We start from the raw sequence: 22436 nt of genomic DNA, 5'->3' as shown, positions 1-22436 counted from the left end.
TAATTATGGATAAAATTGTAACGATAATTGGTGGTGGACTTGCAGGGAGCGAGCTTGCATTTCAACTTGCTGAAAGTGGTATAAAAGTAGTTTTATACGAGATGAGGCCTAAAAAGATGACAGAGGCTCATGAAACAGGTTTTCTGGGTGAACTACTTTGCTCAAATTCTCTAAAGGCTGAGTCGCTGGATACTGCATCAGGTTTATTAAAAGCTGAAATGGAAATGCTTAATAGTTTGATTATTAAAGTTGCAAAGAAAAATAGAGTACCAGCAGGAAACGCCCTTGCTGTAGATAGAGAAAAGTTTGCAAAGGAGATTACAGAGATTTTAGAAAATCATGAAAATATAAAAGTTATCAGAGAAGAGGTAAAATCGATACCAAAAGATAGACCACTTGTTGTTGCTTCTGGGCCTCTCACATCACACAATTTATCAAAAGAGCTGAAAAATCTTTTTGGTGGAGAGCTCTATTTTTATGATGCCATCTCACCAATTGTTGATGCAGAATCTATAGATTATTCAAAATGTTTTTTCAAAAGTAGATACAACAAAGGGGAAAGTGATTATCTCAACTGCCCCTTGACAGAGGAGGAGTTCGATCGTTTTTATGATGCACTGATGAAAGCTGAAAAGGTGGAGTTTAGAGATTTTGAAAAAGGTGCAGTTTTTGAAGGGTGTATGCCAATAGAGGAGCTTGCAGCTCGTGGTAAGCAAACTTTACTATTTGGACCAATGAGACCTGTAGGGCTTGAGCATCCAAAAACTGGTAAAAAATACTATGCCGTTGTTCAGCTTAGAAAAGAGGATGTAGAGGGTAGAGCCTACAACATTGTTGGTTTTCAAACTAAAATGAAAATTGGAGCTCAAAAAGAAGTTTTTAGACTAATACCTGGGCTTGAGAATGCAGAATTTTTGAGATATGGCTCAATTCATAGAAATACCTATGTGAGAGCCTGCGATTATTTGGACTCATTTTTTAGATATAAAGATGACTTACTTTTCTTTGCTGGGCAAATTACAGGCGTAGAAGGGTATATCGAATCAGCAGCCACATCACTTATTATAGCAAAATTTTTAGTAAACTATTTTAATGGCAAAAAGATAAAACCTTTTCCAGAAACTACAGCGCTTGGTGCATTATCAAGATATGTTTCAACTCATAAAAAAGATTATACACCTAGCAACTTTCACTTTGGTATGCTTCCACCTCTTGATAAAAAGATCAGGGATAAGAAGAGAAAAAAGTTGGAGCTCAGCAATAGAGCGTTGAATGCACTAAAAGAGTATCTGCAGAGTGAAGCTTAAAGAAGCTATAGACTATTTTGAAAATTATTTAATTAGTGAAAGACAGGTTAGTAGTAATACAGTAAAATCTTATTTAAATGATTTAAATGACCTCGTTTCTTTTATAAAAGATGAGGATAAGAGTCTAAAAGAGATAGATTATTTTGCCTTGAGAATGTTTGTTGCTTATTTGTATGATAAAGGTTTTTCAAAGAGTAGTATAGAGCGAAAGATTGCCACTTTACGTTCATTCTTCAAGTTTTTAATAAAAAGAGGCTTAATTGAAGATAATCCAGCAAGGATGATAAAATTTCCAAAAAAAGATAAAAAACTTTTTACCGTATTCGATATAGATACAATTTTTTCTTTACTTGAACTGCCGGATAAAGAAACCCCTTCGGGTATTCGTGATGCACTGATTTTGGAGTTTTTGTATGGGACTGGAGTTAGGGTTTCAGAGCTTGTTAATATAAAACTTGATGATATCGATTTTGGTGGAATGAGGGTTAGAATTTTTGGTAAAGGGAAAAAGATGAGGGTTATCCCTCTTTCTGACTATATTATGGATTTGATAAAAAAATACTTATCTGTGAGAGAAAATATTGTTCAAAAGGGGATAGTAAATACTGACCATCTTTTTATAAATAAATTTGGGACAGCACTTACCGATAGATCAGTAAGAAGAATAGTTGATAAATACCTTAAAAAAGCTGGCCTTCCGTTAAATTATAGCCCTCATTCATTTAGACATACTTTTGCAACACACCTTCTTGAAAATGGAGCTGATTTGAGGACTATTCAAAAATTGCTTGGACATTCAAGCCTTGCTACAACACAAAAATATACTCATCTAAACTTATCTGAGATACTCAAAGTATATGATAAAACACACCCTTATGGCAAAGGTGAGCTTAAATGAGAAAGAAAACAAAGATTATAGAGCTTGGCAATTTAAAAATTGGTGGGGATAACCCTATAACTGTCCAATCTATGACCAATACTGATACAAGAGATATTGAGGCTACAATTAATCAGATAAAATCTTTAGAAAATGCTGGCTGTGAGATTGTTAGGGTAGCTGTTGTAGATGAGGAGGCAGCCAAATCTATTAGATTTATAAAAGATAAGATTAATATCCCACTTATTGCTGATATTCATTTTGATTATAGGCTGGCAATACTTTCAATGGAAAATGGCGCGGATGGGATTAGGATTAATCCTGGAAACATAGGAAAAGCTGAATATGTAAAAAAAATTATAGATGCTGCAAAGATGCATAATGTGGCAATCAGGATTGGTGTAAACTCAGGTTCGCTTGAAAAAGAGCTAAAATCAAAATATGGTGTTTCTGCAAAGGCAATGGTGGAATCAGCGTTGAAGTACCAGCAGTTTTTTGAAGACAACGGATTTGAAGATATGAAATTTTCTCTTAAAGCCAGCAATGTGATGATGACTATCGAAGCATATAGAGAATTTTCTAAAAGGTCTGATTACCCTCTTCATCTTGGTGTTACTGAAGCTGGTACATTTTTTTCAGGTACAATTAAATCAGCAGTTGGCATTGGTACACTTTTAGCAGAGGGGATAGGTGATACTTTGAGAGTTTCTTTGACAGCGGACCCTGTAGAAGAGGTAAGAGTTGGCTTTGAGATTTTAAAAGCTCTTGGTTTAAGAGAAAGAGGGGTAGATATAGTTTCTTGCCCAACCTGTGGTAGGTGTGAGATAAATTTGGTAGAGCTTGCAGAGAAGGTTGAAAAGGCTCTTGTGGTTTTTGATAAAAAGATCTCTGTTGCTGTGATGGGGTGCCCTGTTAATGGACCTGGTGAGGCAAGAGAGGCTGATTATGGTATAGCTGGTGGTAGAGGGGTTGGTATAATATTTAAAAAGGGTAAAGTAGTAAAAAAGGTTGAAGAAGAAGACTTACTGGATGAGTTTTTAAAAATTTTAAACGAAGATTTAGCTAAGTAATATTGAGGATAGGTAATGATTAGTGTTGAAAATTTAACAAAGTCTTTTGGAACGAGGTTAGTATTTGATAAAATAAATTTTACTATCGGTAGCGGTGAAAAGGTCGGCTTAATAGGCCGAAATGGTGAAGGGAAAACAACTCTTTTTAAGATGATAGTGGGTGAAGAGGAGCCAGATAGCGGCAAGGTGAACATTCCAAAAGATTATAAAATAGGGTATCTAAAACAACATCTTGAGTTTTCTCATAATAGGCTGATTGATGAAGTTTATTCCATTGTAAAAAGTGATTTAGAAGATAATAGATGGAAAGCAGAGAAGGTTCTCTTTGGGCTTGGTTTTACAAAAGAGGATTTAGATAAAAACCCTTATGAGTTTTCTGGGGGGTATCAGGTTAGAATAAATCTTGCAAAGGTTTTAGTTTCTGACTGTGACCTTTTACTACTTGATGAGCCAACAAACTATCTGGATATTTTATCAATCAGATGGCTTGCAAACTTTTTGAGAGAATGGAAAAAAGAATTTATTTTGATAACCCATGATAGAGGGTTTATGGATAGTGTTTGCACACATATTTTAGGGATTTATCGTAAAAAGGTTAGGAAAATAAAGGGCGATACATCCAAATTTTATGAGCAGATAAGATTAGAAGAGGAGCACTTAGAAAAAACAAAAGAGAATATTGATAAGCGTAAAAAAGAGATGGAGCAGTTTATCAATAAATTTAGAGCTAAGGCAAGACAGGCAAATCTTGTCCAGTCAAGGATTAAGACATTGGAGAAATTAAAAGAGGATGAGGTTGATTTAGAGCCCATAAAAAATTTAAATTTTAGATTTAGCTATAAACCTTATGAAGGGAAAAATTTGATACATGTAAAAGATATTACTTTTGGGTATCATAAAGATAAGCCACTATTTACAAATTTATCTTTTAGTATTGGTTCAAATGATAAAATCTGTATTATTGGACCAAACGGAAAAGGGAAAACCACACTTATAAAGGTTCTTTCAGGTAAACTAAAACCCATTTCAGGTGAAATAATTATCAATAACAATGTGGAAATAGGGGTTTATGAGCAAACAAATATAGCTGATTTGGTTGATGATAGAACGATAGAAGAAGAGATAATGTATTCTGATGCAAGTGTGGATAGACAAAGGGCAAGAGATATTGCTGGGATAATGATGTTTTCAGGTGATGAGGCATTAAAAAAGATTGGAGTTTTATCTGGTGGAGAAAAAAGTAGGGTATTACTTGGAAAAGTTATTGCAAAACCTGTAAATTTGGTTATGTTAGATGAGCCCACAAACCATTTGGATATTTATTCCACCGATGCTTTGCTTGAGGCACTAAAACAGTTTGAAGGTGCTATTTTGATGGTTACCCACAATGAAACCTTTTTGCGTGAAATAGCAAACAGGCTAATAGTGTTTAAAAAAGATGAAGTTATGCTTTTTGAAGGCACCTATGATGAGTTTTTAGAAAAAGTTGGCTGGGATGAAGAGGATTTCACCAGAAAAAATGAAAAAGAAAAAGAGAAATTATCCAAAAAGGATATTAGAAGATTAAAGGCAGAAGTTATTGCTGAAAAATCTAAAGTTTTGAACCCTCTTATAAAAGAGGTAGAGGAGTTAGAAAGAGCGATAGAAGAGAGTGAAAGTCGAAAAACTGAAGTAAATAGTTTGATTTTAAAGTATTCAATGGAAGGCAATTTTGAAGAAGTTGCTTCTTTGAGTAAAGAGTTGAAAAATATTGAGAAAAATATTGATGAGCTTTACAGTCGTTATGAAATCAAACTAAGCGAGCTTGAAGAGAAAGAAAACTACTTTCAAAAAAGATTAGAGCAGCTTATCTAAAAATAATCGATTTTCATTTTCTTCTTAAAAAAGCAAACAGAATATTGAGGCTATTGTGCATAGTCTAATTTAAAGATTGCTTCGGAGCAAAAGCTCCTCTCAATGACATAATTTGCCGTCATTGCAAGCTTCAGTGAAGCAATCTAGGGATGTGCAATGGCCTTACATCGCATTCTGTTGCCAACAATATAAAAGAAGGAAGGTTAAATTTATGCAAAGTATGAAAGAATTTGAAAAACTTGGAGTTTCAAAAAGTATTTTGGAAGCTTTAAAAAAAAAGGGGTTTGAAGAACCAACGGATATCCAGAAGTTGGTTATCCCAAAAATATTAAATAGTGACAAAGATATTGTTGCTCAGGCACAAACGGGTACAGGTAAAACAGCTGCATTTGGTATCCCATTGATTGAGATGATTGATAGGAAAAAGAGTGGTGTAAAATGCCTTATTTTAACACCTACAAGAGAGCTTGCTAATCAGGTGGCAGAAGAGATTAACTCTTTAAAGGGTAGAAGGAAGCTTAAGATAGTTCCGGTTTATGGTGGTCAATCCATGGAGTTGCAGTTAAAAAGGCTTAAAGAGGGTGCAGATATTGTTGTAGGGACGCCTGGCAGGATATTAGACCATCTAAAAAGGAAGAGTCTTGATATTTCAAAGATAGATTTTTTCATCCTTGATGAAGCAGATGAGATGCTTAATATGGGGTTTATTGATGATATAAAAACAATCTTTAGATATACACCAGAAAATAGAAGGGTTTTACTTTTTTCTGCAACCATGCCAAGAGAGATTTTAAATCTTGCTAAAACCTTTATGAAAGATTACGAGTTGATAAAAGTTGATGCAAAACAGCTTACCACTTCATTGACTGAGCAGATATATTTTGAAGTAAGAGAAGAGGATAAATTTGAGGCACTTTGTAGAATCAGAGATATGTATCCAGAATTTTACGGACTTATTTTTTGCAGGACGAAGGTGGATGTGGATACGGTTGCAAATAAGTTGATTGATAGAGGATACAACGCAGAAGGTTTACATGGTGATTTATCTCAGTATCAGAGAGAAAGAATTTTACACAAGTTTAAAACAAAGCGGATTAATATGCTTGTTGCTACAGATGTCGCTGCGAGAGGTATAGATATTGACAATCTAACACATGTGATTAACTACTCATTGCCACAAAATCCAGAAAGCTATGTTCACAGGATTGGTAGGACTGGTAGAGCGGGTAAAAAAGGGATAGCAATTACCTTTGTAACCCCTTCAGAATATAGAAATCTTTTGTATATTATGAGAATTTCCAATACTGAGATAAAAAAAGAGAAGCTGCCAGATGTTGAAGAGATTATAGAGAATAAAAAGAAGCATATCATTGATGATTTGAAAGCAGTTGTTGAGAATAAAGAACATAAAGATTATTTAGATTTTGCAAAAGAGTTGTTATCTGTTGGTAACCCTGAAGATATTGTAGCTGCGATGCTTAGATATCGATTTGCCGATGATTTAAGCAGTGAATCATATAGCGATATTGAAGAAGTTACAGTTAATAGAAAAGGGAAATCGAGATTGTTTGTTGCAAAAGGTAGAATGGATGGTATGAACGAAACAGATATCAAAAAGTTTATCGCTGATAAGTGCAAGGTTGATCCTAAAAAGATTAAAGATGTTAGAGTGTTTGAAAAATTCTCTTTTATTACTGTACCTTTTGAAGAAGCAGAGTATATATTGTCGGTGTTTAAGAAAAATAAAAGAGGTAGAAAACCACTTGTTGAGATGGCCAAAGCAAAATAGTATAATAATTGAAGCTGTTTCAAAAAAATAGTTGCTCAATTTCCAAGATTGCTTCGCCAACGCTCGCAATGACAGATTTTTGGTCATTGCGAGGAGCTTTGGCTCCGAAGCAATCTCAAAATTTTGTGCGACATTCTCTATTTATTAGTATTTATCCCTAGCAGGTTTATCACAGATGATATCAGTTCATTTCTTTTGGTAAGCATTAAAGTAGATGTTTGCAGTTGAAGCTGTTGGGTGGTTAGTTTTGCCATTTCTTCAGCTATATCAGTATCCATAATATTTGAGTAGGAGCTTGATAGATTTAAATTGTAGCTTGTTATCTGGTCAATCTGGTAATTCAGTGTATTTTCCATACTACCTATTCTTGATGCTTCACTGGTCACTCGTGAAATAATATTATCAATCAGTGACAGAGCCTTAGTCCTTCCACTTGAAGTTGATAAATCTATGGCATAATCACCATTTACATCTTTTAATCCAAGTGATTCAGGAGTTAAATCTTTGATATAAACATTTAATTGTGTTCCACCTTCTATATCTAGAGGGATACTGACAGTTTTATCATTAATTGATATGGTTGCATTTGGTACATTTGCATTGTCGGCTACTTTTATCACCAAATTATTATAGACATCTGTAAATTCACCTGTTTGAGATGTGTATGTTGTCCCATTATAAGTTAATGAGGCATCGTTACCTGCATCTGTTTCTGTTGCTCCTTGAGACGATATAAAATTTCCTGACAAATCACTTAGGCTTATTCTTCCAGCAACCCCTTTTTCCAATGATGTTATTTGTAAATAAGTATTTGCACCTGATGTGACAACTTCTGCTTTTGCCACATCATTATAGCTGTTAATCCTGTTTGCAATATCTTCTAAAGTGTCAGAAGCACTCCAGTTAATTGAAATAGCATTATCATTTCCTTGAATAACAAAAGTCCCTTCAGAAGTTAATGTTGAAGAATCGTATGGCCCTATTTGGTAGGTATTATAAGTGGCTCCAGTTATGTTTGTAAGTTCCAAGGTTGTTGTATTTAATCTGTCGAGTGCGTAAGCATTTACATCTGCTGAGCTTGTGGTAATTGTGGCAAGATAATCGCCGTTTAATAATTTTTTTGTATTAAATTCAATGGATGTTGTGCTATTATCTATTTCATCAACTAAGTCGTTTACTTCATTTTGGATAAGATTAATATCAGAGCTTGTAAGTGTTCCATTCCCAGCTGCTATAATTTTTTCCCTTATAGAGTTTAAAATATCAAGTAATCCAGATGAGCCGCTAATTGAATAATCAGCTGTTTGAAAAAGGGAGATGGCATCCTGTAAATTTTGCATTAGTCTTTTATGAGAATCAATAGCTGATTTTAGCTTTGCAGCAATACCTATTTCTGCTGGTGAATCTTTGGCACTGTTTAATCTTTTCCCTGTGGATAATCTTTCTATCGAACTGTTTATTGAATTTGTTGATTGATTGATACTATTTAAGATATTCCCTGCAGGGACAAAATTTATTTTCATGGACACAACCTCATGGTCACATCCATGTAAAATTTTTCGCATCCCTGCATTTATATTATCGACAGCAGATAATAAAACTTTAGTTAAAAATTTAAAAAGCAACATTTCTATTGAAAAAATTACATAACTTTATATTGTTAAATTTGGACTAATGATTATTAATATTGTTTGTTTAAAATAAAAGTTTATGAAAAAATACTGTTTATGTTGACAGAATTAAAACATTATGATAATAGTTAATTATGTTAGATTAATAAATAATGAAAGGGGGGATGAAGAGAAAGTAAGTTAGGTTAAATTTTTAGAACATATGTTTTGTAAAGGCAATTATAGTAAGTAAAAATAAAAACCTACAGGAGGAAGAAGTATGAAGAAGTTGTTAGTAACAGCATTATTTTTAGTTTTTGCAGTAACTGCTTTTGCAACAGATTTTAGTTTTTATGGAAGTTTAAGATTTAGTACATTTTATACTTCCACGAATAGTGATTATAATGATTATAATTATGGTGTTGATGAAAGCGATCTTGATATCTATAATTGGGGTAATACCGCTATTTCAAGGTTAGGTGTTAAAGCTGATATTGGTAATGGGTTAAAAGCAAGAATAGAAATGGGTTTGAAAGGTAGTAATAAAGGTAACACTGTTTATACTAGATTGTACTATGTAGATTATAATATGGGTGCATTAACTTTGAGACTTGGTCAAGATTATACACCAGTTGGTACAGGTGTTGACCAAGTGTTTGATAGTGATAATGATATGGCTGGCTTTGGTGCATTGTATGAGGGAAGAATTCCTCAAATTAAATTAATGGCTGGTGGTTTCCAGTTAGCATTAATTTCTCCTAAAAAAACAGGTAATGGTACACAGTTTGATAGTGTCTTACCAAAGATTGAAGCAGCTTATAAATTCAAAGTTGATCCTGTAAGCTTAGGGTTAGAAGCTGGTTATACTACTTACAAGTATGACGACGATTTTGGAGCATCTGATGAAACATTCACAGCATATGTATTAGCTGCTGAAGCTGATTTTAACGTAAATGTTGTAGATGTATATTTGTCAGGATTTTATGGAACAAACCTTGCTGATTATGGTTTCTCAAATCTTGCTAACTCAACTTATCTTGTAGCTAGTGATGATGATACTACAACATGGGGTGCAATAGTTGGTTTGACATTTAAAGTTGCTGATAATATAAAAGCTACAGTTGGATATGGTTATACAAAAATGGATAATGATGCATGGGCTGAAAATGATGAACAGCAAGCTTACTTTGCAAACCTTAAGTATGCTATTAATAAAAATTTCTTTATCCAACCTGAAGTTGGTGTATATGACTATATGAAAGATAATAATGATGTAGATGAAGGTAAAATGGTATACTTTGGTGCTAAATGGCAGGTTAATTTCTAATCTATCATAGTAATATAGTTTTAGCTGAAAAAAGGGGGGCGTTTGTCCCCCTTTTTTATGTATAATTACGGAGGTTATGTGAAAAAAAAACTCTTAGTTTTTCTAAGTTTATTTTATTTGTTTAGTTGTTACGCTTTTTCATTCGCAAATATAGAACCCAATAACTTTAATAACGATGGATTTATTAAACAAATTTTATCTTATTCAATAACAACTGAAGCAAAAATTGATTTAATACAAAATGATAAAGTTAAAATAAATAAAGGGTTTAAAAACGGATATTTTATTGGGCGAAAGGTTTTAATATACAAAAAAGGCGATTCTCTTGGTAAAATCGGAGATTTAATTATTCGAGTTGGTATTGGCAAGGTTATTGAATCTAATAGTAATTCTGCAATAATTTTAATTGAAAAAAAATATAAGAATATTGAAAATGGTGATTTAGTAAAACCTTATGTCAAAGTAAAGTTATCTTTTTTGAGTTATGATAAGGAGTTAAATAAACTTTTTGCATACTATAAAAATAAACTGGTCAATGATTTTAATTTTGTGATTGATGATAAAAACCCTAATTTAATTATTGAAGGAAGCAGAAATAACAATATAGCAAACATTAAGATAAGAGATAAAAATGGTGATAAAATAGGAATATTAAATGTTGATTTAAATGATTACTTATTCGATATACCTATTAAGAAAGCTTATGTAAATCTCAATTTGGATTTTAAAGAAGGGTTTTATTCCGTTTCTGTCTTAAAATACAAAGATAAGTATTATTATGCATTAGCAACTAAGCATTTTGTTGATTTGTATGAATTAGAAAATAATAAAAAATTTACAAAAATAGATGAAGTTAAAATTGATGGTGATATAGTTTCAGTCGAATCGTTTGATATAAATAACGATAATATTGATAATTTAATAATAAATTGTTTAAATAATAAGCTAAAAGTAAGCACTAAGATATACAAATTTAAAAAAGATAAATTAGTTTTAGAAAAAAATAATATTCCTTATCTTTTTAGAACAACATATCACAACAATGAAAAAATATTGTTGTATCAGAAGGTTGTAAGTGAAAAATTTGACAATAAAATCTATAAATTTGTATCTCTTAGTAATTTAGGTGGTGATGAATATGTTACACCTATAAAAAGTGATATCAATATAATGAACACATCTTTTGGTTATATAAATAATAACAATATTATCGATATTTTATATTTTGATAAAAATGGTAAAGTTAATATATTAATTGATAACAATACAGTATATCAAAGCTCCATTTCTTATAATAGTGGATTGCAATACATAATGTTGAATAAAAATGCTAAAGAAAAAGACGATTTTGGATATAAAGATAACGATGATTTTTTTAAATATTTAAAATTTAGATACTATGTATACCCAAGGTTAAACTACGATAATGGCAATTTTGTTGCCATTAAAAATTATAAAAAATTTCCAAATATTCCAAGACTTGATGTTTATAAAAATTCTGAAGTTATTTTATATAGATTTGATGGTAGTCATGTTGTCAAAAAATGGAGTTCCGGACGAGTTGATCCACAGATTGTGGATGTTGACTATATAGATGGCAATATAAATAAATTAGTGATTTTAAAGAAGAGTGTAAGTGGAATATTTAAAAAAGAATCAAGCCATTTGATCATAATGGAGTTAGAATAAATGAGGTTCCAATGAAGAAAATTCTATTTTTACTTTTATCAATTTTTATTTTTTCTTTGTTATCTGTTGAATGTATGGCACTTGAAATAAATGATTATTTGGATGATTTAATCAAAAGTAAAAATGCTGAAATCATATATAGTTATGATAACAAAATTATTTTAGATAAAGGCAGCAAATCAGAAATTTTGCCTGGTCAAAAATGCATTATATACCACATTGGTGAAAAAATAATAAATCCAATTACGGGAGAGGTTTTAGGTGAAACAAAGAAGAAGATAGGTGAAGCTACGATCGGTTTTGTTAATGATAACTATAGTGTTGCTGAAATAAATAAATTATCATCAAAGTTGAAATCTGGTGATATATGCAAGGTTGTTTTACCTGATAAAGTTAATATTAATTTTGAAAGTGATTTAAAAGATAATAGAAAGATTATCAACATGTTGAAAGATAATCGTATCTTAATAGATAACAATTCAACCTTTAAAATAGAAGTAAAAAAAGACAATAAATATGGCAAATTAATAACTGTTTATAACAATGATGAAATAGTCTGGCAACGATATGTCACAAATGTAAAATTAGCTAAAAAAGAAAAGAATAAGATCACTAAAATCGAATTGGGTGATAAAGGTTATAAATTCATTACATATTGTAAAATTACAAAAGATAAAAGTTATTATATTTTAGCTAGTAATAAATATGTGGATTTTTTTGAGTTTAATAATGAAGATTTTAACAAAAAAGTTTCTTTGGGTGAAAAGTTTAATAATATAATCAATTTGGATTGTGCAGATGTAAATGGGAATGGGTTAGATGAATTATTTATTACGACAAATGACAGCGGTAATGGTATAAAAACATTTATTTATGAATATAGAGATAATAAACTTGAATTAGTTAAAAGTAATTTTCCTTATATAACGAGAATGGTGTTAGTAAATGGAAGAAAATATATATTTGTACAGAGATTGACAAGAACAGGTGAATTTATAGGCAAAATCAGGAAGCTTAATTATAGAGGTGATTATATCATTGATAAAAGTCTTGATGAAACGGATGGTTATTCAATTTATGGTTTTGGTTATGGTGATGTTAATAATGATAAACTTGAAGAAATTATTAGAATAAATAAAAAGTCTGAGTTAGAAATATATGATATTAATGGAAATAGAATATTTAAAAGTAGTGATAATTATGGCAGGTCAGGATTTTATTTTCAGATGAAAAGACATGTGAAAGAGGAAGTGAAAAATCCAAAAGAAGATGATGAAAGAATAGCAGAACTGAAAAGTAGAATATATTTAAATGATAGAATATTTGTTGATAGAAAAGGTAGAATTTGGGTTGGTAAAGTTCTTAGCGGATTAGGTGCAATCCAGTTTTTTAATGAATCAATAGATAAGGCTATTACTGTCAATAAATTAAATGGTGATTTACTTACGGAATTATGGACTACAAATAATCTTGGTAGTAACATCTCAGATTATTACATTATGAGAAAAGATGGGTTTTATTATCTTTATATATTAGAGTATCATGAGCCAGCAACTTTTTTGAGTAAAGCTGATTCTAAATTATATATATATAAACTTAATTTAGATTAATATAAATTATAAAGGATTTACATAGAAACGATTTTAAATGGGGTATTCCCTGCAAGTATATTCTTTAAGGTTTCAAAGGATTGGGTTTTGTCGGTGATGTGAATTAATCTTTTTCCAGATTCATTGAATGTTATTTGTAAATTTCTTAAGTCGTCTAAAATGGCAATGGATGAATCAACTAAGTTTAAATCAGGATAAAGCTTTGATATTGTTTCTTTTAAAAGTGGGTAGTGAGTACAGCCTAATATAACTGTGTCAATTTTATCTATATAAGGTGATAGATATTCTTTGACCATTGTTTCTGCTACCTTGTGATTAAACAACCCTTCTTCCACAATTGGGACAAAAAGTGGGCATGCCTGCTGATAGATTTTTGTTAATGGTGAAATCTGGTTGATTTTATTTGGATACGCATTGCTATTTACAGTTGCTTTTGTACCAATAACAAGGATATTGTTTGTCTTAGTTGTAGTTAAAGCTGCTCTAACACCTGGGTCAATAACACCTAATACAGGTAAATTAAATTTAATTTTTAGTGAATCAATAGCATAGCTTGATGCACTGTTGCAAGCTATTACAATTGCTTCAAGGTTATAATGTTTTACTAAATAATCAATACATTCAGTTGTGTATTTAATAATTGTGTCCTTTGACCTTATCCCATAGGGAACTCTTGCCGTATCACCAAAATAATATATATCAAGTTTTGGGAATTCTTTTGCAATTGTCCTAAAAACTGTTAGTCCACCAATACCTGAATCAAAAACACCTATAGCCACCTATCCCTCCAGTATGAAATTTGAACTATATAAAAAAGATATGAGAATTTCAATAAAAATTATAATGGTGTTGCACAGTGATTTTTGCTCAAAAATCTAGATTGCTTCACTTCGTTCGCAATGACAGCAATTTTTGGTCATTGCGAGGAGCAAAAGCGACGAAGCAATCTCATGTTGATGATAATTATCAGTAAATTACACTGATTTGAGATGTCCTTAACATATTAGAATACAAAAAATAACAGTTGAAATGATTAAATTTAAAGATTATATTATTGTGATGGAAAATAAAACAATATTCTATTATCTCTTATGTGGCCATAATTATTACATCTATATTAAAAATAAAATTGGTCTGAAAAAAATTAAAAGAATCTGCGATAAAGAAATAGAGTTTTTTTTTAATCATAGATATATTAGGAGAGAATACTGGTCTTTAAGGTATATAAGAATCTTGTATAATATCTTTGTAATCAATCTGTTAGCAAGAAGATTTGAAAGAATTTTATATAGAAAGATGTGTATATATGATGATAAGTATTCAAAATTCTCAGTTGCCACATTTTTAGCCTTAAAAGTATACAACAATCATCGATCATTTTTTAAGATAAATTTGCAAAGAGATATTTTTCTTAAAGAATTAATTAGTATTGCTTATGAAAAAGTAAATAATTTTTTTAAAAAATATAATTTTGAAGATTTAACTGTTAACTTTTATCAAAGCAATACCCCTTTAGGCATTGAGTTAGAGTTTTCAAATATAGGCCATAAAGCTGGAAAACTTTTTGTTGATCACAATGAAGATGTTTTATTAAATTTTTCAAAATATCACTATTATCATCTTATGAAATATATGTGGAGATTTGGAGCTTATATCGATGCAGAAATGCCACTTAAACAATTTGTTAGAAAAGGTGGATTTTTAGAATATACTTTTACTAAACATGATTCAGTATTACAAGGTTCTAACCCTCTTACTAACTCACCTCAACTTGCATCTTGGCTTATCAATGAATCTGTAAAGTTTACACCAGTTAGACCTCACAGCTTGCATGTTTCATTGGAATCAAACAATGATTTTAAAAAATTGCCTTTTATAGATAAAAATGGGATTAAGTTTCTTCTGATTTGTACAGGTGACTTTAAAAAGATAGATGATAAAATTGTCGAAACAAGAATGCTTGAAAAAAATATGAAAGATATTGTTGCATTGAGAAAGAGGAAAAACAATTCAAAATATGTTAACACAGTTGAATTTACGCATATGCGACTGTCAAGAGAATTTGCTAAAAAGAACTTATATGAAATGGCAATAAATCTTATGATTGCGTATAAAAATATGTATAGATTTGATGAAATACTGCCTTTTAATAATGAAATAATAAAATGGGGTGAAAATCCAGATATAGCAGATATAAATTTAAATTTGTACTTGGAAAAGGTAAAAAAAGGCTTAGATTTAGAGGTATCTCTACCAACTCATTATAAAGAGGGTATTATTTTGAAAATAAAAGAGATGTTTGAGAAAAATAGCGAGTTTATTAAAAATGGGTAAAGAAAATTATCACAAAGTTTTTGTTTATGGTACGTTGATGAAGGGGTATGATGGGTTTAATAAGTTTATGAGTAATGCAGAATTTGTTGCAAATGGGGATATACAGGGTAGTTTATATTTATCTAATTCTGGTTACCCTGTAGCTATTTTAGATAATAGTGAGAATAAAATTAGTGGTGAAATATATAAAATTAGTGAAAAAACATTAAATGAAATCAGGAGATATGAAGGGACAGAGACAGCTTTAACATATTTTACTGAAAAAATAATAAAAGTTAAAACTGAAAATGGGTATTTATATGCACATGCTTTTGTAGCACATAAATTTTTTATTCCAATAATAAAGCTTATGTGTAAAAATATTAGCAGTGTGGGTTGGGAGGAATATAATAAATCAAGACCATTTTTTATCAAATATAAAAGAAAGATTATTTTTACGGTTTTGTTGCTGATAAACCTTTTTATGATTTTAGAATTTATAATCAATAAACACTAAATGAACATAAATTTTGTACAATAAAAAAGTAAAAATTTTTGAAATTATTGTAAGCTTAAGATTGCTTCGACAACTTACATTGCCACGCAATGATCCTAAAATGATGTCTTTGCGAGCGGCAGCGAAACAATCTCTATTATTTTATTTTAATCCAAAAGGATTAGAACTCGATATCACAGCCACCAGAGCAGCCAGAGCAACCATGTGCTTTACATGAAAGTTCGTTTAAATATAACTCAATCCATCTGAAATATTCAGTATTAAGCCACTTTTTGTCATCGTCACTGAGTAATTCAAAATTTTTATCAAATTTTAATTTCATCTCACTTAAAGCTTTCTTTTCATCTGATCCAAGTTCTTCTTGAAAATCTTCTATAATTGTTATCTCTTTCCTTAATTCTAAAAGTTCTTCTCTGTTCATAATTAACTCCTATATTATTAATTGGGACTAATATAGTCTGAATTAAACAAATATCAAGTTGTTTTCTTCTTTTGTTATAAATTATTATCTTTGGCTATATCCCAGAGTTCATCTAACTCTTTTAAAGAAACATCCTCAGGTTTTAAGCCTCTTTCGGCAAGTTTTTTTTCTATAAACTTAAACCGTTCTATAAATCTGTTATTAGCTTTTCTAAGTGCTTCATCGGCATTTATATTTAAAAATCTTGATAAATTTATCAAAGCAAAGATTAAGTCTCCTAGTTCATGCTCTATCTCTTTTAAATCCCCAGTTTTAATTGCTTCTTTTAACTCATTATATTCTTCGTCAACTTTTTGCATACATTCATCTGAATTCTGCCAATCAAATCCAACCTTCTTTGCTCTTTCTTGCAATTTATAACTTCTTAAAATAGAAGGGAGTTTTGAAGGGATATCATCTAATATTGATTTTAATTTTGTATTTTTTTCTTCTTTTTTTATTTTTTCCCAATTAATCATTACCTCTTCTGAGCTGTTAACTTTGATATCTCCAAATACGTGTGGATGCCTTCTTATAAGTTTGTCAGAAATGGTTTTTATAACATCATTGAGTGTGAAAAGATTTTCTTCTTCAGCTATTAAGGAATGAAATAACACATGTAATAATAAGTCTCCAAGTTCTTCTTTAATATTTTCTATGTCTTGCCTGTCTAATGCATCTATCAATTCAAAGGTTTCTTCAATAACATAATCTTTTAAAGAGTATAAGTTTTGCTCTCTATCCCAAGGGCATCCATCTGGTGCCCTCAATTTTTTAACAATATTTACTAAATTTCTAAAATTCTTTTCCATTAGTTGCTCCTAAAGAATTTGGAGGATGTTGCACAATAATCTAACATATTAATAATTATCATAATTATGAGATTGCTTCGTCAACTTTTGTCGCCTCGCAATGAACCAAAATGCCGTCATTGCGAGCGATAGCGAAGCAATCTTATAAATTAAACAGTTATTACTGTGCAACAGCCTCATTTTTTTATGGTATATTATAAACATATATCTTATTTTATAAAGTATTAAAATGGGTTTTTTATAATAAAAAATATGGTATAATTATTATAAGTGGAGGTGCCTTATGATAGAAATTAAAAAAATATTATGCCCAGTTGATTTTAGTGAAACATCTAATTATGCACTAACCTATGCTATTGACTTTGCAAAAGTTTTTAATGCTGAGCTTGAGCTATTCCATGTAATTTTTGATGAATCGCAAATTGTTGCATTTTATCTCCCCCAAGTGACTTTTCAAAATTTTGATAAAGAGCTTGAAGAAGCAGCCAAAAAGGAAATGGATAAATTGGTAGAGGATTTTGAAGAGCTGAAGAATGTAAATTATAGTGTGAAGTTTGCTAAGGGGACTCCGTTTTTAGAAATTATTAATGAGGCAAAAGAAAATAGCTTTGACATGATAGTTATAGGGACTCATGGCAGGACTGGTTTGGAACATGCTCTGTTTGGATCTACAGCAGAAAAAGTGGTTAGGAAAGCTCCATGTCCAGTGTTTACGGTGAGGTTAAAAGGGCATAAATTTAAAATGCCATAAAAAAGTTAAAGTAGTTGATAAAAAAACTTGACAATTTGATTAATTTTTTATAGTATCCACATCCGCTAAATAGAAAAGCTGGCGTAGCTCAATCGGTAGAGCAGCTGACTTGTAATCAGCAGGTTGGGGGTTCAAGTCCCTTCGCCAGCTTCTTTTTTGTGAGGGGAGATACCCAAGCGGCCAAAGGGGGCAGACTGTAAATCTGCTGGCGTTTGCCTTCGGAGGTTCGAATCCTCCTCTCCCCATATTAGGCGGGTGTAGCTCAGCTGGCTAGAGCATCAGCCTTCCAAGCTGAGGGTCGCGGGTTCAAATCCCGTCGCCCGCTTTATGAATATGAAAAAAAGAGGGCGAAGTGCGTAGTGTCTTCGCCTGATTTTTTTGTATATAGATGCCCACGTGGCTCAGTCGGTTAGAGCGCGTCCTTGGTAAGGACGAGGTCACCGGTTCGATTCCGGTCGTGGGCTTTTAAACACGTTGGAGGGAGAACGATGGCAAAGGCGAAGTTCGAGAGGAAGAAACCTCACGTAAACGTAGGTACAATAGGTCACGTAGACCATGGTAAGACAACCTTGACAGCAGCAATAACAAGGGTGTTGGCAACAAAAGGATTTGCAGAGTTTACAGATTACGATAATATCGACAAGGCTCCTGAAGAGAGGGAGAGAGGAATTACTATAGCAACAGCTCACGTAGAGTATGAGAGTGAGACAAGGCACTATGCACACGTAGACTGTCCAGGTCACGCAGACTATGTAAAGAACATGATTACAGGTGCTGCACAGATGGATGGAGCTATCTTGGTGGTTAGTGCAGCAGATGGTCCAATGCCACAGACAAGAGAGCACATACTTTTGGCAAGACAGGTAGGTGTACCATATATTGTAGTATTTATGAACAAAGTAGATATGGTAGATGATGAAGAATTACTTGAGTTGGTAGAGCTTGAGGTAAGAGATCTTCTTAGTACATATGAATTTCCAGGAGATGAAGTACCAGTAATTAAGGGTAGTGCATTGAAGGCATTGGAGAATCCAGAGGATGAGAAATGGACAAAGCCGATATGGGATTTAATAGCAGCAATGGATGAATATATACCATTGCCAGAGAGAGATATAGATAAGCCATTCTTAATGCCAATAGAGGACGTATTTAGTATATCAGGTAGAGGAACAGTAGTAACAGGTAGAGTTGAGAGAGGGAAGGTAAAAGTAGGTGATGAAGTAGAGATAGTTGGTTTGAGAGAGACTCAAAAGACAGTAGTTACTGGTGTAGAGATGTTCCGTAAGATATTGGATGAGGGTGTAGCAGGAGATAATATAGGGGTATTATTGAGAGGTATTAAGAAGGACGAAGTTGAGCGTGGACAGGTATTGGCAGAGCCAGGTAGTATAACACCACACAGGAAGTTTAAGTGTGAGGCATATATATTGACTAAGGAAGAAGGTGGAAGACATACTCCATTTTTCAGTGGATATAGGCCACAGTTTTACTTTAGGACAACAGACGTTACCGGAGTGATTACATTACCAGAGGGAGTAGAGATGGTAATGCCAGGTGACAACATCAGCTGTGAAGTGGAATTGATCCAGCCGATAGCGATGGAGCAAGGGTTGAGATTTGCGATTAGAGAAGGTGGTAGGACAGTAGGTGCTGGTGTTGTAACGGAAATTATTGAATAGAGGTTAATGAACTATGAGAGAAATTATCAGATTAGCTTGCACTGAGTGTAAGAATAGAAATTATACCACAACTAAAAATAAAAAAACTATGCAAGGGAAGCTAGAGCTTAAGAAATATTGTAAACACTGCAATAAGCATACTCTTCATAGAGAAAGTAAATAACGCAGGCCAGTAGCTCAATTGGCAGAGCACCGGTCTCCAAAACCGGGGGCTGGGGGTTCGAGTCCCTCCTGGCCTGCCATTTCCTGAGAGGTTAATTGTGGAAAAATTTAAGAAGTTTATTCAAGAAGTTAAGGAAGAGCTAAAAAAAGTAGTATGGCCTACTAAACAAGAAACTATTCAGACTACGATTGTTGTTATTGTTATGACGTTGATAGTATCTGCATTTCTTGGTGTAGTAGATGTGGCTTTATCCAAAGTTATAAAGTTGATAGTAGGGTAAAAAATGGCTAAACAATGGTATGTAGTTCACACCTATTCTGGTTTTGAAAAAAGAGTAAAACAGTTATTAGAAGAGAAGGTGAAAAATCTTGGTATTGAAGATGAGATTGATGAAGTTTTGATCCCTACTGAAGATGTTGTTGAGTTGAAGAAAGGGAAAAAGAAGATAAGTAAAAAGCGTACATTCCCTGGCTATATATTAGTTCATATGGAAATGAATACTAAAAATTGGCATATTGTCAAAAGTATACCAAAAGTCACAGGCTTTGTTGGTGGTATAAATCCGGTGCCAATACCAGAGCAGGATGTTAAGGCTATGTTAGAGCTTGTTAAAGAACAAGCACCAAGGTTAGCATCAAAATTCATAAAAGGGGATAAGGTAGAAGTTATAGATGGTCCATTCCAAGGATTTACTGGTGAAATAGAAGAGGTAAATCCAGATAAAGAGAAAGTTAAAGTTATTGTTAGTATTTTTGGAAGACAGACCCCAATTGAGTTAGACTTTTTACAAGTTAAAAGAATCGGTTAAATTTTTGGAGGAATAAATGGCAAAAAAAGTGTTAGGTCAAATTAAATTGCAGATTCCTGCTGGTAAAGCTAATCCATCACCACCAGTTGGTCCTGCATTAGGTCAGCGTGGTGTTAATATAATGGAATTTTGTAAAGCTTTTAATGCAGCTACACAAAATTTAGGTGATGTGACAGTACCTGTTATTATTACAGTATATGAAGATAGGAGTTTTACTTTTATTACTAAGACTCCTCCAGTTTCAGAGCTAATAAGAAAAGAGCTTAAGGTTGAAAAAGGTGCAAGTAACCCAGGCAAAGAGAAGATTGGAAAGTTGACTAAAGAACAGTTAAGAAAAATTGCTGTGATTAAACTTCCTGATTTAAATACAAAAGATATTGAAAAAGCTATGAAGATTGTTGCAGGTTCTGCAAGAAGTATGGGTGTTGAGACAGAATTATAAAGAATTGAAGGAGTGAATAGATATGCCAAGAAGAGGTAAAAAATATTTAGAAGCTGTTAAGCAGATCGATAAGGAGAAAGCTTACGATCTGCAAGAGGCGTTAGACCTCGCTAAAAAAATTGCATATGCAAATTTTGATGAGACTGTTGATGTGGCTGTAAAATTAGGTGTTGATCCTCGTCATGCTGATCAAATGGTTAGAGGATCCGTTAGTTTGCCACACGGAACCGGAAGGCAGGTTAAGGTCTTGGTATTTGCAAAAGGTGAAAAAGCGAAAGAAGCGGAAGAGGCTGGAGCAGATTACGTAGGTGACGAAGATTTGGCAAAAAAGATTCAAGAAGGTTGGCTCGATTTTGATAAGGCGGTAGCCACCCCAGATATGATGCCTGTGGTAGGTAAATTAGGTAGAATTCTTGGCCCAAGAGGGCTTATGCCAAACCCAAAGGTTGGCACAGTAACAAATAATATTAAAGATGTAGTTAAGCAGTTAAAAGCTGGTATGATTGAATACCGTGTTGATAAGGCAGGTATTGTTCATGCACCAGTTGGTAAGAAGAGTTTTGAAACTGAAAAATTGGTTGAAAACGTAAAAACTTTAATGGATTCGTTGGTAAAAGCGAAACCAGCAAGTGCGAAAGGCCAGTATGTGAGAGGGATGTACGTTTCTACAACTATGGGGCCTGGTATTAAGGTAGATTATCAAAAGTTGTTAAACGAGCTTTAGATTTGAAAAAACTCTGGTTGAAGAAGCAGGTAGCGTAAGCTGTAAATCCTGCGGAAACCGGTTTGGATAGATTCAGCCGGAGTGATAGGAGGCAAAATTGAAAAAACAAGATAAAATAGCTCTTGTAGGAGATTTAACTGAGAAGATTTCAAAAGCTAATGCGCTTTATTTAGCAAATTACAAGGGCTTGACCTATCATGAACTTAATAATATAAGGCAAGCTCTTAAAGAAATGGGAAACGACTTTAGAGTCGTTAAAAATAGACTTTTAAAAATTGCTTTAAAAAACAATAATATAGAAAATCTTGATGAAATTTTAGTTGATCAAACAGCAATAGCAATTGTTTTTGATGAACCTACCACAGCAGCAAAAGAGTTTAAAAAATTTAATAAAGAGTATAAAAACTTTGAAATTAAGGGTGGCTATTTAGATGGGCAAGCTTTATCAAAAGAGGATGTAATTGCTCTCGCAGATATTCCAAGCAGAGAAGAGCTTCTTGCCAGAATGCTTGGCAGTATGTCTGCTCCAGCAAGGAATTTTGTATCGCTTCTTGCAAACATACCAAGAAGCCTGCTGAATGTGCTTAATGCAATTAAAGAGAAAAAAGAAAATAACTAATATGGAGGCAATAAT

22 protein-coding genes and 5 tRNA genes are annotated in these 22436 nt (G+C 32.4%); 23 read left to right on the top strand and 4 right to left on the bottom strand.

Going from position 1 to position 22436, the window contains the following annotated elements; genetic code table 11:
* The first annotated feature begins 5 nt into the window (after positions 1–5).
* The 5 genes from trmFO (at position 6) to DEFDS_RS09065 (ending at position 6897) form a co-directional block, all read left to right on the top strand.
* Positions 6–1307 (top strand): methylenetetrahydrofolate--tRNA-(uracil(54)-C(5))-methyltransferase (FADH(2)-oxidizing) TrmFO, encoded by a 1302-nt coding sequence (trmFO, locus tag DEFDS_RS09085; RefSeq protein WP_013008502.1) that lies wholly within the window; start codon positions 6–8, stop codon positions 1305–1307.
* Positions 1297–2205: a site-specific tyrosine recombinase/integron integrase gene (gene xerA / locus DEFDS_RS09080; RefSeq protein WP_013008501.1), complete on the top strand. Its 909-nt coding sequence runs from the start codon at positions 1297–1299 to the stop codon at positions 2203–2205. Before trmFO ends, xerA begins: the two co-directional genes overlap by 11 nt.
* The gene (gene ispG / locus DEFDS_RS09075; protein WP_013008500.1) at positions 2202–3254 is read left to right on the top strand and encodes a flavodoxin-dependent (E)-4-hydroxy-3-methylbut-2-enyl-diphosphate synthase; all 1053 of its coding nucleotides are present in this window, start codon (positions 2202–2204) and stop codon (positions 3252–3254) included. The genes xerA and ispG overlap by 4 nt, the downstream gene beginning before the upstream one ends.
* A gap of 15 nt (positions 3255–3269) precedes the next feature.
* Entirely contained in the window at positions 3270–5108 is a 1839-nt protein-coding gene (locus DEFDS_RS09070) for an ABC-F family ATP-binding cassette domain-containing protein (RefSeq protein ID WP_013008499.1), read from the top strand.
* Between the two features lie 211 nt (positions 5109–5319).
* On the top strand, positions 5320–6897 hold the full coding sequence (locus DEFDS_RS09065; protein WP_013008498.1) for a DEAD/DEAH box helicase: 1578 nt from the start codon (positions 5320–5322) through the stop codon (positions 6895–6897).
* A gap of 137 nt (positions 6898–7034) precedes the next feature.
* Here DEFDS_RS09065 and DEFDS_RS09060 read toward each other — a convergent pair whose 3' ends face one another.
* On the bottom strand, positions 7035–8525 hold the full coding sequence (locus DEFDS_RS09060) for a flagellin (protein ID WP_013008497.1): 1491 nt from the start codon (positions 8523–8525) through the stop codon (positions 7035–7037).
* A gap of 262 nt (positions 8526–8787) precedes the next feature.
* On the opposite strand from DEFDS_RS09060, the gene DEFDS_RS09055 reads away from it, so the two are divergent.
* The 3 genes from DEFDS_RS09055 to DEFDS_RS09045 all read left to right on the top strand — a co-directional run bounded on the left by DEFDS_RS09055 (position 8788) and on the right by DEFDS_RS09045 (position 13133).
* Positions 8788–9834, top strand: coding sequence for a porin (locus DEFDS_RS09055; protein WP_013008496.1), 1047 nt, complete (start codon positions 8788–8790; stop codon positions 9832–9834).
* A 78-nt stretch (positions 9835–9912) separates the two neighbouring features.
* Positions 9913–11523, top strand: a complete 1611-nt coding sequence (locus DEFDS_RS09050; protein ID WP_153801488.1) for a hypothetical protein — start codon at positions 9913–9915, stop codon at positions 11521–11523.
* A gap of 11 nt (positions 11524–11534) precedes the next feature.
* On the top strand, positions 11535–13133 hold the full coding sequence (locus DEFDS_RS09045) for a hypothetical protein (protein WP_013008494.1): 1599 nt from the start codon (positions 11535–11537) through the stop codon (positions 13131–13133).
* Between the two features lie 17 nt (positions 13134–13150).
* Here DEFDS_RS09045 and murI read toward each other — a convergent pair whose 3' ends face one another.
* Entirely contained in the window at positions 13151–13912 is a 762-nt protein-coding gene (gene murI, locus DEFDS_RS09040) for a glutamate racemase (protein ID WP_013008493.1), read from the bottom strand.
* Positions 13913–14162: 250 nt separating this feature from the next.
* Between murI and DEFDS_RS09035 the strand changes: the two genes are divergently transcribed.
* Complete coding sequence (locus tag DEFDS_RS09035; RefSeq protein WP_013008492.1) at positions 14163–15467, top strand: hypothetical protein; 1305 nt, start codon at positions 14163–14165, stop codon at positions 15465–15467.
* Complete coding sequence (locus DEFDS_RS09030; protein ID WP_013008491.1) at positions 15460–15963, top strand: gamma-glutamylcyclotransferase family protein; 504 nt, start codon at positions 15460–15462, stop codon at positions 15961–15963. The genes DEFDS_RS09035 and DEFDS_RS09030 overlap by 8 nt, the downstream gene beginning before the upstream one ends.
* A gap of 160 nt (positions 15964–16123) precedes the next feature.
* Here DEFDS_RS09030 and DEFDS_RS09025 read toward each other — a convergent pair whose 3' ends face one another.
* The gene (locus tag DEFDS_RS09025) at positions 16124–16384 is read right to left on the bottom strand and encodes a hypothetical protein (protein WP_013008490.1); all 261 of its coding nucleotides are present in this window, start codon (positions 16382–16384) and stop codon (positions 16124–16126) included.
* A 74-nt stretch (positions 16385–16458) separates the two neighbouring features.
* A complete protein-coding gene (mazG, locus tag DEFDS_RS09020; RefSeq protein WP_013008489.1) occupies positions 16459–17235 on the bottom strand; it encodes a nucleoside triphosphate pyrophosphohydrolase in 777 nt (258 codons plus the stop codon).
* 283 nt (positions 17236–17518) lie between these two features.
* Here mazG and DEFDS_RS09015 point away from each other — a divergent pair, with 283 nt between their 5' ends.
* The 13 genes from DEFDS_RS09015 to rplJ all read left to right on the top strand — a co-directional run bounded on the left by DEFDS_RS09015 (position 17519) and on the right by rplJ (position 22421).
* Positions 17519–17986 (top strand): universal stress protein, encoded by a 468-nt coding sequence (locus DEFDS_RS09015; protein ID WP_013008488.1) that lies wholly within the window; start codon positions 17519–17521, stop codon positions 17984–17986.
* A 77-nt stretch (positions 17987–18063) separates the two neighbouring features.
* A tRNA-Thr gene (locus DEFDS_RS09010) sits at positions 18064–18136 on the top strand.
* A 12-nt stretch (positions 18137–18148) separates the two neighbouring features.
* Positions 18149–18231: transfer RNA gene (locus DEFDS_RS09005), tRNA-Tyr, on the top strand.
* A 6-nt stretch (positions 18232–18237) separates the two neighbouring features.
* Positions 18238–18311: transfer RNA gene (locus tag DEFDS_RS09000), tRNA-Gly, on the top strand.
* A gap of 65 nt (positions 18312–18376) precedes the next feature.
* Positions 18377–18450 (top strand) — tRNA-Thr (locus DEFDS_RS08995).
* A 24-nt stretch (positions 18451–18474) separates the two neighbouring features.
* Positions 18475–19665 carry an elongation factor Tu gene (gene tuf, locus DEFDS_RS08990; protein WP_013008475.1) on the top strand — a complete coding sequence of 397 codons (1191 nt, stop codon included), beginning with the start codon at positions 18475–18477 and terminating at the stop codon, positions 19663–19665.
* Positions 19666–19678: 13 nt separating this feature from the next.
* Positions 19679–19828 carry a 50S ribosomal protein L33 gene (rpmG, locus tag DEFDS_RS08985; RefSeq protein ID WP_013008487.1) on the top strand — a complete coding sequence of 50 codons (150 nt, stop codon included), beginning with the start codon at positions 19679–19681 and terminating at the stop codon, positions 19826–19828.
* Between the two features lie 3 nt (positions 19829–19831).
* Positions 19832–19907: transfer RNA gene (locus DEFDS_RS08980), tRNA-Trp, on the top strand.
* 18 nt (positions 19908–19925) lie between these two features.
* Entirely contained in the window at positions 19926–20108 is a 183-nt protein-coding gene (secE, locus tag DEFDS_RS08975) for a preprotein translocase subunit SecE (RefSeq protein WP_013008486.1), read from the top strand.
* Between the two features lie 3 nt (positions 20109–20111).
* Positions 20112–20636, top strand: a complete 525-nt coding sequence (gene nusG / locus DEFDS_RS08970; RefSeq protein WP_013008485.1) for a transcription termination/antitermination protein NusG — start codon at positions 20112–20114, stop codon at positions 20634–20636.
* 16 nt (positions 20637–20652) lie between these two features.
* Positions 20653–21078 (top strand): 50S ribosomal protein L11, encoded by a 426-nt coding sequence (rplK, locus tag DEFDS_RS08965; protein WP_013008484.1) that lies wholly within the window; start codon positions 20653–20655, stop codon positions 21076–21078.
* A gap of 22 nt (positions 21079–21100) precedes the next feature.
* On the top strand, positions 21101–21802 hold the full coding sequence (gene rplA / locus DEFDS_RS08960; protein ID WP_013008483.1) for a 50S ribosomal protein L1: 702 nt from the start codon (positions 21101–21103) through the stop codon (positions 21800–21802).
* 97 nt (positions 21803–21899) lie between these two features.
* Positions 21900–22421, top strand: a complete 522-nt coding sequence (rplJ, locus tag DEFDS_RS08955; protein ID WP_013008482.1) for a 50S ribosomal protein L10 — start codon at positions 21900–21902, stop codon at positions 22419–22421.
* Positions 22422–22436 lie beyond the last annotated feature (15 nt).

This window comes from Deferribacter desulfuricans SSM1 (assembly GCF_000010985.1).
Taxonomy (GTDB): Bacteria; Chrysiogenota; Deferribacteres; order Deferribacterales; family Deferribacteraceae; genus Deferribacter; species Deferribacter desulfuricans.
The sequence above is the reverse complement of the archived record's forward strand: the minus strand, read 5'-3'. Positions and strand labels throughout refer to the sequence as shown.

Excerpts from the sequence above, each read along its gene's own strand:
- trmFO (WP_013008502.1), top strand. The coding sequence starts at position 6 with ATGGATAAAATTGTAACGATAATTGGTGGTGGACTTGCAGGGAGCGAG.
- ispG (WP_013008500.1), top strand. The coding sequence starts at position 2,202 with ATGAGAAAGAAAACAAAGATTATAGAGCTTGGCAATTTAAAAATTGGT.
- DEFDS_RS09070 (WP_013008499.1), top strand. The coding sequence starts at position 3,270 with ATGATTAGTGTTGAAAATTTAACAAAGTCTTTTGGAACGAGGTTAGTA.
- DEFDS_RS09065 (WP_013008498.1), top strand. The coding sequence starts at position 5,320 with ATGCAAAGTATGAAAGAATTTGAAAAACTTGGAGTTTCAAAAAGTATT.
- DEFDS_RS09060 (WP_013008497.1), bottom strand. The coding sequence starts at position 8,525 with ATGTTGCTTTTTAAATTTTTAACTAAAGTTTTATTATCTGCTGTCGAT.
- DEFDS_RS09055 (WP_013008496.1), top strand. The coding sequence starts at position 8,788 with ATGAAGAAGTTGTTAGTAACAGCATTATTTTTAGTTTTTGCAGTAACT.
- DEFDS_RS09045 (WP_013008494.1), top strand. The coding sequence starts at position 11,535 with ATGAAGAAAATTCTATTTTTACTTTTATCAATTTTTATTTTTTCTTTG.
- DEFDS_RS09035 (WP_013008492.1), top strand. The coding sequence starts at position 14,163 with ATGATTAAATTTAAAGATTATATTATTGTGATGGAAAATAAAACAATA.
- DEFDS_RS09030 (WP_013008491.1), top strand. The coding sequence starts at position 15,460 with ATGGGTAAAGAAAATTATCACAAAGTTTTTGTTTATGGTACGTTGATG.
- DEFDS_RS09025 (WP_013008490.1), bottom strand. The coding sequence starts at position 16,384 with ATGAACAGAGAAGAACTTTTAGAATTAAGGAAAGAGATAACAATTATA.
- mazG (WP_013008489.1), bottom strand. The coding sequence starts at position 17,235 with ATGGAAAAGAATTTTAGAAATTTAGTAAATATTGTTAAAAAATTGAGG.
- DEFDS_RS09015 (WP_013008488.1), top strand. The coding sequence starts at position 17,519 with ATGATAGAAATTAAAAAAATATTATGCCCAGTTGATTTTAGTGAAACA.
- tuf (WP_013008475.1), top strand. The coding sequence starts at position 18,475 with ATGGCAAAGGCGAAGTTCGAGAGGAAGAAACCTCACGTAAACGTAGGT.
- rpmG (WP_013008487.1), top strand. The coding sequence starts at position 19,679 with ATGAGAGAAATTATCAGATTAGCTTGCACTGAGTGTAAGAATAGAAAT.
- nusG (WP_013008485.1), top strand. The coding sequence starts at position 20,112 with ATGGCTAAACAATGGTATGTAGTTCACACCTATTCTGGTTTTGAAAAA.
- rplK (WP_013008484.1), top strand. The coding sequence starts at position 20,653 with ATGGCAAAAAAAGTGTTAGGTCAAATTAAATTGCAGATTCCTGCTGGT.
- rplA (WP_013008483.1), top strand. The coding sequence starts at position 21,101 with ATGCCAAGAAGAGGTAAAAAATATTTAGAAGCTGTTAAGCAGATCGAT.